Below are 12,393 nucleotides of genomic sequence, written 5' to 3' on the forward strand. Positions count from 1 at the left end.
TTCCCATTTTTCCGGAGATATCATGACGCGTTCCGTCCTGTTATGCCTCGTGCTGGCCAGCGTGTCCGCCGGCGCCGCTGCCGCCGCGATCAATGATGCGGATCGCGAGTTCGCCCGTGCGCATCAGATGGTCGACATCGGCGGCCGCCGCCTGAACCTGTACTGCGCGGGCAACGGGCCGGTGACCGTGGTGTTCGACGCGCCGTCGGGCGATGGTGGGTGGACGTGGCACGGCGTGCAGCCGAAGGTGGCGACGCGCACGCGTGCCTGCGTGTACGACCGCGCGGCGCGCGGGTTCAGCGACCCGTCGCCGCTGCCGCCCACGTTCGGCAATGCCGTGTCCGACCTGCACGCTCTGCTCGGCAAGGCCGGCATCGCGCCGCCCTACGTCCTCGTGGGGAACTCGTTCGGCGGCGCCGCCGTCCAGTTGTACGCGTATCGCTATCCGCAGGAAGTGAAGGCGCTCGTGCTGGTGGAAGCGGGTCACGAGGACGAGGAAAAGCGGATCGACGCCGCCTCGCAGGGCAAGCTGAAACAGTTCTACGACGCGCAGAACCAGTTCATCGAACAGTGCGCGCAGGCGGCACATAAAGGGTTCGAACTGGGCAGCGACCTGTTTTCCGCCTGCACCGGCGGCACGGGCACGGCGTATGGCCGCGAACTGGCGGCGGCGCGCCTCGCGATGGTGCGCCAGCCGGCGTACTGGGACGATCTCGTCGCGGGCAACAAGGCGGGCGACGCGAGCGAAGCGGAGCTGCGGGCCGCGCGCCGCAGCTTCGGCGACCTGCCGCTCGTCGTGCTCGCGCGCGGCGTGAGCCCGTACGCCGTGCCGGGCAAGCCGCAGAGTGCCCTGAACAAGGCGACGGAGGCGGAAAACCTCGCGATCCAGAAGGAGGTCGCGGCACTGTCCACGCGTTCGAGCCTGCACATCGTGGCCGGGGCATCCCACATCATCCAGGCCGACAAGCCGCAAGCCGTCGTCGACGCCGTCGACGAGGCGCTGGACCGCGCGGGCTACTGATTCTCGCGCGCGACCTGCACGAGCGTATCGAGCCGGTTGCCGTCCGCGCACAGGGCGATGCCCGCGCCGAAGTCGGCTTCCAGCGCGAGCCGCGTCAGCACGGCGCCGCTGGGCATTTCCAGCGCCGTGCGGGCGCCCCGTTCCCACGCATGGCGCAGCGTGTCGGCCCACAGCACGGGGCGGGCCATGTTCGCGGCGAGGTCGGCCATGATGCGGTCGGCGTCGAACAGTGCACGAGCCGCGCTGCTGCTGATGTACGTGATGCGCGGGCGCTTGCGCGGCACCTGGTCGCACGCGCAGGCGAGCGTGCGCGCCTGGTCGTCCAGCAGCGGCGAGTGGGACGGCACCGGCACCGCGAGCCGCTTCGCACGGGTGGCGCCGTGCGCCAGGGCCAGCGCGGCGACGGCGTCCAGGGCGGGCGCGCTACCCGAGACGACGAGTTGCCGCGGCGCGTTCAGGTTCGCCAGGTACACCGGCCCGTGTGCCCGCGCGAGCAGCGGTTCCAGCTGCTGGCGCGTGAGCCCGCCGATCGCCGTCATGCCGTAGCCGCCCGGGTATGCGTCTTCCATCAACCGGGCGCGCAGTTCAACGAGGCGTACCGCATCGCTAAAATCGAGTACGCCCGCGACGACGGCCGCGGGCCAGGCGCCGATCGACAAACCGGCCACCATCTGCGGTGCCGCGCCGAGCGCCGCCAGCACGCGCGCCATCGCGACGCCCGCCACCAGCAGCGATAACTGGACGGCGACAGTGGAGCGCAGTGCTTCGGCGCTGTCCTGCGCGAGGATGTCGCGGCCCAATGCCTGCGTGGCCTCGGCCAGCGTGCGGTCGGTCTCGGCGTGCACGGGCAGCACATGCAGCATGCCGGCCTTTTGCGCGCCCTGGCCGGGGAAGGTGAACAGTACGCTCATGCGGCCTCCCAGGGATCGCCGACGAGGCGGGGACCGGTGTCCGTCTTCAGCAGCACGCGCCCGCCGCGCGCATATTCCGCGAGGGCGAAGCCGCCGGTGCCCGAGTCGACCTGGATGTCGAGACGGCACGGCTGGCCGTCCTGCAGCGCGCACAACGCTGCGATCAATGCCGCGGACGGCCGGCGCGGCAGGCGCACGAGCAGATCGAGGTCGCTCGTCGCGCGCAGCACGGGCAGGCCGCAAGCGAGCCAGTAGCCCGCGCCGCCGGCCGGGCCCCAGTCGACGCCGAGCGCGTCCAGCCGAGGGGCCAGCGCGCGCAGGGCGGCGATGCAGGGCGCGTCGTGGTCTGCCGCGCTTTTGCGTTCCCTTGCCCGCGCCGCCAGCATGCGCGGGGTGACGGTGGAAGCCACATCGCTCGCGGCGACGTAGCCTTTGCACCGTTCGTTGCGTGCCAGGCCGCGCGCGCCGACGGGGAAGAGGCCGGGCGCCGTCGCCTCCCGCCGCACGACCAGCGGCGCGGCCGGATCCAGCCAGTCCGGCCGCATGCCGTCGCACGCGAATGCGTCTGGCCGGCGGATGAACAGCAGGTCGTGCGGGACCATGTCAGCCCACCAGCGCGCGGGTCGCGAAGAACAGCAGCGACGGGCCAAGCAGGCAGCCGAGGCCCGTGTGGAACGTGGCGACGAGGGCGCCGTAGGGCACGAGCTTGCGGTCGGTGGCGGCCAGGCCGGCGGAGACGCCGCTGACGGTGCCGGCCAGCCCGCCGAACACCATCGCCGAGCGCGGCGTGGACAGGCGCAGGAAGCGTGCCGCCATCGGCGTGCCGACCATGACCATGATGGCTTTTACCAGGCCCGTCGCGATCGACAGCGCCATGATTTCCGAGCTGGCACCGATCGCGGCACCGGTCACCGGGCCGACGATGTAGGTGACGGCGCCGGCGCCGATGGTCGTGATGCTGACGGCGTCGCGGTAGCCGAAGCCCCACGCCACGCTGGCGCCGACGATGAACGGCAGCACCGTGCCGAGGATCAGCGCGACGGCGCCCACGAGGCCCGCCTTTCTCGCTTCCACGACCTGCACTTCGAACGCGGTGGCGACGATGGCGAAGTCGCGCAGCATGGCGCCGCCCATCAGGCCGACGCCGGCGAACAGGGTGACGTCCGCGAGGCCTTTCTGGCCGCCGGTCTGGATGCCGCCCCAGTAGGCGAGGCCGAGGCCGATGAGGATGGCGATGGCGGAACCGTGCACGCGGCCGAACGTGAGGCGGCGCGACAGCTGCATCGACACGATCATCACGAGGCCCACGAGGGCGAAGGCCAGCACGAGGCCGTTGTGTTTCGCAGTCTTTTCCAGGAGATCGAGCATGGTGGCCTCCGTCAGGCGTGTTGGGTGGCGACGCGGGCTTCCGCGTCGGCCTCGGGGACCGGGCGCTCGCCGCGGTTGATCAGCGAGACGCACACGGCGCACACGAGGACCGAGGCGAAGGCGGCGAGCAGCGCGACGGGACCGCCGCGCAGCGCCGAGACGACGTTCTGCTGGGCGGCCATCGCGACGACGACCGGGATGTACATGGCGCCCCAGAAGCCGACGCCCATTTCGGTCTGCGCCGGCATCAGGCCGCGCTTTTGCAGCCACAGGCGGGCGCAGATCAGCAGGATCATGGCGATGCCGACTCCGCCGACGTTGGTCTTGGCACCCAGCAGCGCCCCGAGCAAATCGCCCAGGAAGATGCCGAGCAGGTGGCAGATGGCCAGCAATGCGGTTCCGTAGATAATCATGTGTGTCTCCTCTTTGTCCAGAAAAAGGTGGACCGGCCGTAGGTATTGTTGTTGGCGGCCGGGTGCTGCGGGATCTAGTCGGCGGCCTCCCATTCCGATGCGAGCAGCGCGCGCACTGACCGCGACGCGCCCCGGTGTTGGCCATGCAGGCGGCAGGAGAGATCGCGCCGTGGATCCTCGAGGATGTCCGCCAGTGCCGCCTCCAGCGCGCCGTGCACGAGGGCGATGTCCTGCTCGTCCGGCAGCGCCAGGTTCGTCAGCTGCAGCACCTCGTGCAGGATGCCGAGCGACGCGAAGCTCCGGATGTCGTACGCCATCGGCGGCACGCTGGCCGCGAGCTTTTCCAGTGCCTCGACGGAGCGCAGGGTCACGCGGGCGGCCGACGCCTTGCCCATCGCGTGCACCGCGACGGCCGGGTCGTCCAGCGCGATCAACCGGTTGGCCTGGTAGCCGTGCGCGAGGAAGGCGCCGGACATCGCGAGGCCCACGATCAGCCCGATGACGGGGTGACCCGCCTGGCGGGCGTCCGCATACGCGGCCACCGCGCCGGCCAGCGCCTGGTGGATGCCGTACGCTTCCTCGCGCCGGCCGTAGGCCTGGCTCGGGACGTCGATGACGGCGACGATAGCGCGCTTTTCGGACGCGTCCCGGTCCAGGTCGATGACTTCGCGCACGGCCTGGGCGAGACGCCAGCCTTCGACGAGGCCCACTTCGCCATTGCGGGCGCGCGGGAACGGGTTGTCGGCATCGGGCACGACGGCGATGTAGCGTGCGGGGCGGCCGGCCAGGATGGCGTCGCAGGCGTGCACGGTGGTCCAGTCGTGGACTGGGTGGGCACCGCCCGTGAGCAGGCGCAGCCACATGGCGCCGCGCGAGGCGTGGTTCGTATCCATCATTCGAGTCCTTTCGCGTAGAGTTCACGGACGTCCTGCGCCGTGGCCTGTTTGTCCGTGTCGACCCGTCCGAGGCAGGCGAGGAAGTCGGCCGCACGGTCGCTGCGATGCACGGGCGGCACGCCGCGGGCGAAGAAATCGATCACGCTCGCCCGCACGGCGGCCGTGTCGTCGTCCACGCAGGCGTCGGCCAGGTGCGTCGCGGTGCGCTGCGCGCCGCCCGTCAGGCCCCAGATCAGTGCCCGCTGGCGTGCATCGAATTCGGCGACGCCCGCTTCCTGCTCGATGACCTGCGGGCCGTTCAGGCCCAGCCGCGCCTCGCGCGTCATGACGAAGTACGAGCACAGGCCGGCCGCGATCGACATGCCGCCGTAGCAGCCCACCGTGCCCGCGCTGATGCCGATGACGGGGCGGTGGCGGCGCAGGGCGACGATGGCGGACTGGATCTCGGCGATGCCGGCCAGCCCCAGGTTCGCTTCCTGCAGGCGCACGCCGCCCGTCTCGAACACGATCACGGCCTGCGTCGGGATGCCCCGTTCGTTGTCGCGCAGCGCCAGTTCCAGCGCGCCGGCGATCTTGGCGGCGCCGATTTCTCCCATGCTGCCGCCCTGGAACGCGCCTTCGATCGCCAGCACGACGGTCGGCAGCCCAGCGAGCTTGCCCTTGGCCACGACGACGCCGTCGTCGGCCTGGGTGACGAGGTGCTGCATGGCGAGCCACGGCGAGTGCAGGCGTGCGAACGGCCCGGCCAGTTCGCGGAACGTGCCCGGGTCGAGCAGCGCCTGCGCGCGGCTGCGGGCACCCCGTTCGATGAAGCTGTCGCGCTTCAACAGGTTCTCGATGCTCATGGCGTGCCTCCGTTGTTCGCGGCTTGTTCGTAAGCCTGCTCGATGCGCATGCGGACGACGCCCGGCGTCGCGCCGTTGTCGTTGATCTCGATGCGCGCGGCCGGCAGGTCGCCGGCGCCGAACACGCGCTCCAGCAGCGCCTTCCACGTGGCGCCGTAGCCGTCGACGGACGTCTGTACGGCGACAAGCGTGCGGCCGGCGCTCGCGGGTTCCAGCAGCACTTCCAGGTCGCCCGAGCTGACGACACCGCTGACGGTGCGCCCAAGCGCGGGCTGGCCGGCCGCGAATTCGTATTCCAGTCTCTCCATTCCTATTCTCCTCGTTCGATTCGGTCCAGCAGCAGCGCGGCCGCCAGCAGGTCGGCGGCGCCGCCGGGCGAGACGTGCAGCCGGCGCAGCCGGGTTTCCAGCACGTCGAATGCGCGCCGCCCGTTCGGGGTGGCGATGCCGCCGCACGCGAGCACGCGGCGCGCGCCGTGCTGCGCCGCCTCCAGCGCCTTGCGGCCGCCGCGCGCCAGCAAACACGTGTCGTCCAGCGTGGCCATCACGGCCAGCAGTGCGTTCACGCGGGCATGGTGCTCGGCGTCGCCGCGTGCGCGGGCCAGCGCCAGCATCGGCAGCGCGTGGTCGATCACGTGCGGGAAGCCGGCGCGGGCCTGGCCGCGGGCGCCGCCCACGCCGTGCTCGATACAGGCGCGCTCGCCCTTGTGGCCAGTGGCAGCGGGGGCGCCGGGGTCGGCGATGCGGGCGAGCCGGCCGGCGCGTGCCGCGATCGTCCCGGCGTCGCGTTCCATCGAGCCGGCGGCCGCCGTGACGAGCAGGCCCAGGGCCCAGATCGCGCCGCGGTGCGTGTTGACGCCTCCACTGGCCGCCATCATCGCTGCTTCGCCGTCGCGGCCGATGGCACCGATGCGCCGCCGCAGCAGCGCGTCGTCGTCCGCGCCGAGCAGGCCCGCCAGCGCCATCTGGCCGAACGCGGGCCGGAGTGCGCAGGCCGATGCGCACATCAGGGGCCACGAGAGGTCGCGGTGGGCGCCGGCGCCGCGCAGGTCGACGAGACCCGGCTTCGGCGTCAGCATCGCTTCGTCGATCAGCGCCGCGACGGCGTGGTCGGCCAGCTCGTTTGCCAACCCTTGCGCGAGGGTGGGCGCGGCATCGGAAGGAACCAGGATGGGATCGCGCGCGGTCATCACCAGCTCCTGAATTTCGCGGGCGGTTCGTACAGCCCGCCCGACCAGTCGACCAGTTCCGCGATGCTTTTCGCCGCCAGCAGCGAGCGGGTCGCATCGGCGCGGCGCACGCCCATGTCTTCCGGCAGCGCGATCAGGCCTTCGGCACGCATGCGCGCCGTCTGCTTCGGGTCGTGGGTGAGGCCGATGGGCGTGACGCCCGCGACCGCCGCCAGCATCGCCTTGCGTTCTTCGAGCGAGCGCGCCTTGTACAGGTAGGCGATGCCTTCTTCGGTGAGAACGTGGGTGACGTCGTCGCCGTAGATCATCACGGGCGCAAGCGGCATGCCGGTCGTCTTGCCCACCTCGACGGCATCCAGCGATTCCACGATCGTGGGCTGGCTGCCGTCCTGGAACGTCTCGACCATCTGCACGACGAGCTTCTTGCCGCGGGCGAGCGGATCGTCCGTCTCCACGAGGTCGAGCCAAGCCGGCGTCGGATGGCGGCGGCCGTGCGGGTCGTGGCCCATGTTGGGCGCGCCGCCGAAGCCCGTCAGGCGCCCGTGCGTCACGGTCGACGAGTTGCCCAGGCCATCCATCTGCAGGGTGGAACCGATGAACAGGTCGACCGCGTACTGGCCCGCGAGCTGGCAGAACGCGCGGTTCGAGCGCATGGAGCCGTCGCGGCCGATGAAGAACACGTCGGGGCGCGCGGCCGTGTATTTTTCCATGCCCAGCTCCGCGCCGAAGCAGTGCACGCTGTCGACCCAGCCCGCTTCGATGGCGGGGATCAGCGTGGGGTGCGGGTTCAAGGTCCAGTTGCGGCAGATCTTGCCCTTCAGGCCCAGCCGCTCGCCGTACGTCGGCAGCAGCAGTTCGATCGCGGCCGTGTTGAAGCCGATGCCGTGGTTCAGCGACTGCACGTTGTGGCGCTCGTAGACGCCGCGGATCGCCATCATCCCCATCAGGATGTGCACGGGCTTGATGAGGCGCGGGTCGCGCGTGAACAGCGGTTCGATGTAGAACGGCTTGTCGGCGCGTACGACGTAGTCGACCCATGCGCCGGGGATGTCCACGCGGGGCAGGTCCTTCGGGTCGTCGACGATCTCGTTCACCTGCGCGATCACGATGCCGTCGCGGAAGGCGGCCGCTTCGACGAGCGCCGGCGTGTCTTCCGTGCTCGGTCCCGTGTACAGGTTGCCCTGGCGGTCCGCCATATAGCCGGCGACCATGACGACGTTCGGCGACAGGTCCACGTACAGGCGGGCATACAGCTCGATGTAGGTGTGCAGCGCGCCCACGGTGAGCGTGCCCTCCTGCAGGAATTGCGAGATGCGCAGGCTTTGCGCGCCGGCGTAGGCGAAATCGAGTTTGCTGGCGATGCCGCGCTCGAACAGGTCGAGGTGCTCCGGCAGGCTCACGCTGGGCATGATCATGTGCAGCCTGTTGATCCGGTCCGGATCGACCTGCACGAGGGCGCGGGCGAGGAAGTCGGCCTGCTTCTGGTTATTCCCCTCGAGGACGACGCGGTCGCCGCCGGCCAGCAGCAGCTCGAGGGCGTCGACGATGCGCGCGCTGTCCAGCACGGGGCCGTCGGCCAGGTGGCTCGCTGCCGCCATGCGCCGCGCCTTTTCCTGGCGCCGCGTGTCCCATCGGCGGGGAGTGGTGCTTTCCATGTTGTCTCCTTTGTATGGAAGGTAGGTCCAGCATAGAAAGGAGACGACCGCACTTCAATCAACGCGGCGGCGGAATGTTTACTCTGAGGTTAATGATTGCGGTATGCTTTCCCGAGGAGCGGCGCGATGATCGACGAAGAGATTACTTTAAAGAAACTGGAAGTCTTCCTGGCCTTCATGCGCCTGCACAGCCTGGCGCGCGTGTCCGAGGAGCTGGGCCAGAGCACGGTCAGCATCCACCGCGCCCTGCACTCGCTGGAAGAGGGATTGCGCTGCCCGCTGTTCCGGCGCGAAGGCAGGAGTCTCGCGCCGCTGCCGGCCGCCTATGCGTTCGCCAAGCACGCGCAGCGCGCCGTCAGCGAGACGGAAGAGGGCGTGCGCAAGGTGCGCGAGCTGGCTGGCTTCGCGGGCGGCAGGCTGAAGATCGGGTCGCTGTATTCGCTGACACTGCGCTGCATCCCGCAACTGCTCATGGGCCTGAAGCTGCGCCGGCCCGAACTGCAGATCGACCTCACCCTTGGCTCGAACCAGGAATTGCTGCGCGGGCTGGACGAGGGGCGGCTGGACGCCGTCGTGATCGGGCTGCAGGCGCCGCTCGACGATGCGCAGTTACTGGCCGTGCCGCTGTTCGAGGACGAGGTGCATCTTGCCGCGCCGCTGGGTTCACCGTACGCGAACCGTAGCCATGTGGATCTGCGCGACCTGGAGGGCGAAAAATTCATCACGCTGGGAGGCGGCTTCGTCACGTCGGACAGCTTCGACCACGCGTTCCGCCAGGCCGGCTACACGCCGGAGACGATCATGCGCGTGTCCGACATCTTCTCGCTGATCAACCTTGTCAGCGGCGGCATGGGCTACAGCCTCCTGCCGGGCCGCGTGGCGGAATTCAGCACGCGCATCCAGCTGATCCCGCTCGATGCGCCCTACGCGTCGCACCAGACCATCACCCTCCTGATCTCGAAGAGCCGCGAGCGCGATCCGAACCTGCTGGCGCTGGCGGCCGAGTGCCGGATGTACGGGAAGGGGCAGCGGCTCGGTGCCTAGTCGCGAAACAGCCCGGCACCTCGACGGGGCGGGCATTGTCCAGGCGGGAGGGCTGGAGGACTACATCGGCGGCGCCCGGTCGGCGCCGTAGGCGTGCACGCCGGGCACGGTCAACGTGACCATCGTGCCCTGGCGCGGGCCGCTGGCGATGTCCAGGCGGGCGCCGATGCGTGCCGCCCGTTCGCGCATGCCGATGAGACCCCAGTGCCCGCGGTACCCTGCAAGCCCGGCGCCGTCACGCGGCACGGGCTCGGGGAGGCCGCGTCCGTCGTCGGCCACGCACAGCGTGAGCGCGCGGCGCGCATGGACCAGCGTCACGCGGACGCGGGCCGCGTGCGCGTGCATGAACGCGTTGCGCAGCGCCTCGCGCGCGATCTCCGCGATCTCGTCGGCCACGGGGGCGAGCAGGGGCCGGCGCTCCCCTTCCACGTGCACGTCGACGGCCAGCGCGCCATGCGTGAGCGTGAGACGGGCGATGGCGTCGGCCAGCACGTCTTCCAGCACGTGGGCGTCGCCCGCGCGCAGCTCCTGCAGCTGGTCGCGGCCTTCGCCGATGGCATGGCTCGCGTCGTCCAGCACGTGCTCCAGCTGGCGGCGCGCGCCCGCATCGGGCGGCAGGGACGCGGCGACGGCGTCCACGCGCAGCACGAGCCCCTGCACGGTCTGCAGGAAGGTGTCGTGCAGGGTGCGCGCGATGCGTTCGCGCTCGGCCGTCCTGACCTGCAGCCGTTCCGTCAGGCGGCGCGTCACGTAGCGCATGCGGTAGCGGTACAGCAGCACGCCGAGCAGCACGAGCGCGCCGGCGCAGGCGAGGCGGAACCACAGCGTCTGCACGAGCGTGGGCGCCACGTGCAGCGGCAGGGCGGCGACCGCGTCGCCCGGCAGGCCGTCCTCGTTCACGGCGCGCACGTGGAACACGTAGTCGCCGGGACCGATGTTGGTGTACGACGTGGCGCGGCGGACGCCGGCATCGAGCCACCCCTTGTCGACGCCGTCGAGCCGATACTCGAAACGCACCCGTTCCGGCAGGCGCAGCGCGGGCGCCGTGTACTCGATGCGGAAGTGGTCGGTGCCGGCCGGGAGGGCTATCGCACCTTGCGCCGGCCAGCTGCGGCCATCCGCCGTCACGCCGAGGATCACGGCCTGCGGCGCCACGCGGTTTCGGCGCAGCTGGGCGAGGTCGAGGCGCACGACGCCGCCCGTGGCCGACAGCCACAGGTTGCGGCCGTCGGCGCTGACGATGCCGCGCCAGCGGTTTTCCATCGCGGCGCGGCCCGGATAGCCGTCCAGCGCGTCGAACAATTCGTGGGGGAGTGCCTGGTCCGGGTCGCGCATGGCCTGGCGCCAGTCCGCGGCGCGCACGTGCACGAGGCCCGCGACGCCGTTCATCCAGCGGTCGCCGTCCGGCGTGACCACGATGCCGGACAGGTTGCGCAGCACGCCCGGATCGCGGGTGCGCAGCAGGCGCAGCGTGCGGTCGCGCAGCACGGCCGTGCCGCCGGAGCCGCTGACGACCAGGTGTTCGCCCGTGAACAGTGCGCTCGCCTGGCCCACGGGACCGAGGTCGTAATTCGTCAGCCTGTCGTCGAGGTAGTGCACCAGCTTGCCGTCACCGGTGGCCAGCCACAGGGTACCCGCGCCGTCGGTCGCCGACTGGAAGATCTTGGACGGCAGGTTGAAGGCGGCGCGCGGCAGCCAGCGCCCGTCGCGCCAGCCGATCAGGCCCGTCTCGAGGGATCCCGTCCACAACACCTTGCCGTCATCCAGCAGGCCGATGAGGCGGTAGTCGCGCGGCTTGCCGTCCGGGCCCGGCGGCAGGGGGATGTCTTCCACGGTGGTGCCGCGCACGCGCTGGATGCTGCGCTTGCCGCCGACGAGCAGTGCGCCGTCGGGACCGTTGTTGATCACGCCGGTCCACGGGCCGCGCACGGCGGCCGGCGCGGCGTCGGGCGCTAGACGCCACAGCGTGCCCGTCTCGAAGTCGGCGGCCAGCACGCGGCCGGCCCCGTCCACGCCGAAGCTGTAGCGGGTCCCGCTGCCGGGCAGGCCGCTGTGCAGGAACCGGTTGCGCCGGAAGCGATCGAGGCCGCTTTGCGTCGCCACCCAGATGTCGCCTTCGCGGTCTTCCAGGATCGCCGTCGTGTCCCGCCCCGACAGCAGCGCCGGGTCCACGACCCGCTCCGCGGCCGCGGAGGCGATGGTCCAGCGCGCCGCCTTGCGCTGCCCCGCGTGCGGCACGCGGCACACGGGCTGCGGGCAGTCCAGCAGCCACAGGGTGCCGTCCGCGTCGAACTGGCCGGCCCCGCGCGATTGCGACGGCGCGTACGTGGCGGGGCGCGGGTTTCCCGTGGCAGCGAGCCGGTGCAGCGTGCCGCCGGCCCGCAACCACAGGCTGCCGTCCGGCGCCAGCAGCGGCTGCCCGGCCCGGGCCGTCACGCGCGCGAAGCGGCCGGCGGCCCGGTCCAGGCGCCAGGCGCCGCGCTCGTTGAACGCCCACAGGTTGCCGGCGCCGTCGACGAGCAGGTCTTCCTGGTGCGCCGTTTCCCAATCCGGCCCGGCCGCCACGACATGCCAGCGGCCGCCGGCGAAATGGGCGATGCGTCCGCTGGCGGCCCACAGGCTGCCGTCCGTGTCGACGGCCAGCGCGCCGATGCTCTCGTATGGGGAGGGTTGCTCCGGCAGGTCCGCGACGCGGCCGTCCGGATGGAGCACCGCGACGCCTTCGGCGGCGAAGGCGATCACCAGGTCGCCGTTCGGCGCGGCCCGCAGCACCTCGATGCGTTCATGGCTGCGTCCCGGCTGGGCGGGCAGCGCGTAGCGTTCGAAACGCTGGCCGTCGAAGCGGTACAGGCCGTCGGCGGTGCCGAGCCACAGCCAGCCGTCGCGGGTCTGCGCCATCATGCGGATGGCCGGTGGCGCGCCGTCGGTCGCCGTCCATTGCGTGTGGTGGTAGTCCGTGAAGCCTTCCGGCGCCGCCATTGCCGGCCCGGCGGCCAGCAGCAAGGTTGCCGCGAGTACGCGGACGAGACGATGGCGGCGGCGCATCGCGGT

At 71.3% G+C, this 12,393-nt stretch carries 12 protein-coding genes; 2 read left to right on the forward strand and 10 right to left on the reverse strand.

What is annotated here, in order from left to right; genetic code table 11:
* The first annotated feature begins 22 nt into the window (after positions 1–22).
* Positions 23–1,021, forward strand: a complete 999-nt coding sequence (locus ACL58G_RS19465; RefSeq protein WP_440962859.1) for an alpha/beta fold hydrolase — start codon at positions 23–25, stop codon at positions 1,019–1,021.
* Here the strand turns inward: ACL58G_RS19465 and mdcH are convergent.
* From mdcH to mdcA, 9 genes are all read right to left on the reverse strand, one after another.
* On the reverse strand, positions 1,015–1,932 hold the full coding sequence (gene mdcH, locus ACL58G_RS19470; RefSeq protein WP_440962860.1) for a malonate decarboxylase subunit epsilon: 918 nt from the start codon (positions 1,930–1,932) through the stop codon (positions 1,015–1,017). The two genes, ACL58G_RS19465 and mdcH, sit on opposite strands and share 7 nt — an antisense overlap.
* Complete coding sequence (locus ACL58G_RS19475) at positions 1,929–2,534, reverse strand: malonate decarboxylase holo-ACP synthase (protein ID WP_413388871.1); 606 nt, start codon at positions 2,532–2,534, stop codon at positions 1,929–1,931. Before ACL58G_RS19475 ends, mdcH begins: the two co-directional genes overlap by 4 nt.
* 1 nt (position 2,535) lies before the next feature.
* Positions 2,536–3,300, reverse strand: coding sequence for a malonate transporter subunit MadM (gene madM, locus ACL58G_RS19480; protein ID WP_440962861.1), 765 nt, complete (start codon positions 3,298–3,300; stop codon positions 2,536–2,538).
* Between the two features lie 11 nt (positions 3,301–3,311).
* Positions 3,312–3,713 carry a malonate transporter subunit MadL gene (gene madL / locus ACL58G_RS19485; RefSeq protein WP_440962862.1) on the reverse strand — a complete coding sequence of 134 codons (402 nt, stop codon included), beginning with the start codon at positions 3,711–3,713 and terminating at the stop codon, positions 3,312–3,314.
* Between the two features lie 74 nt (positions 3,714–3,787).
* Positions 3,788–4,609 (reverse strand): biotin-independent malonate decarboxylase subunit gamma, encoded by an 822-nt coding sequence (gene mdcE / locus ACL58G_RS19490; RefSeq protein WP_440962863.1) that lies wholly within the window; start codon positions 4,607–4,609, stop codon positions 3,788–3,790.
* Positions 4,606–5,454 (reverse strand): biotin-independent malonate decarboxylase subunit beta, encoded by an 849-nt coding sequence (locus ACL58G_RS19495; RefSeq protein WP_413388868.1) that lies wholly within the window; start codon positions 5,452–5,454, stop codon positions 4,606–4,608. Before ACL58G_RS19495 ends, mdcE begins: the two co-directional genes overlap by 4 nt.
* On the reverse strand, positions 5,451–5,762 hold the full coding sequence (locus ACL58G_RS19500; protein WP_413388867.1) for a malonate decarboxylase subunit delta: 312 nt from the start codon (positions 5,760–5,762) through the stop codon (positions 5,451–5,453). Before ACL58G_RS19500 ends, ACL58G_RS19495 begins: the two co-directional genes overlap by 4 nt.
* A 2-nt stretch (positions 5,763–5,764) precedes the next feature.
* A complete protein-coding gene (locus ACL58G_RS19505; RefSeq protein ID WP_440962864.1) occupies positions 5,765–6,643 on the reverse strand; it encodes a triphosphoribosyl-dephospho-CoA synthase in 879 nt (292 codons plus the stop codon).
* Positions 6,643–8,298: a malonate decarboxylase subunit alpha gene (gene mdcA / locus ACL58G_RS19510; RefSeq protein WP_440962865.1), complete on the reverse strand. Its 1,656-nt coding sequence runs from the start codon at positions 8,296–8,298 to the stop codon at positions 6,643–6,645. Before mdcA ends, ACL58G_RS19505 begins: the two co-directional genes overlap by 1 nt.
* 126 nt (positions 8,299–8,424) lie before the next feature.
* Between mdcA and ACL58G_RS19515 the strand changes: the two genes are divergently transcribed.
* Positions 8,425–9,342, forward strand: coding sequence for a LysR family transcriptional regulator (locus ACL58G_RS19515; protein ID WP_440962866.1), 918 nt, complete (start codon positions 8,425–8,427; stop codon positions 9,340–9,342).
* Positions 9,343–9,402: 60 nt separating this feature from the next.
* Here ACL58G_RS19515 and ACL58G_RS19520 read toward each other — a convergent pair whose 3' ends face one another.
* Positions 9,403–12,387: a sensor histidine kinase gene (locus tag ACL58G_RS19520; protein WP_440962867.1), complete on the reverse strand. Its 2,985-nt coding sequence runs from the start codon at positions 12,385–12,387 to the stop codon at positions 9,403–9,405.
* Positions 12,388–12,393 lie beyond the last annotated feature (6 nt).

The organism is Massilia sp. GER05 (assembly GCF_052056005.1).
Taxonomy (GTDB): Bacteria; Pseudomonadota; Gammaproteobacteria; order Burkholderiales; family Burkholderiaceae_D; genus Telluria; species Telluria orientalis.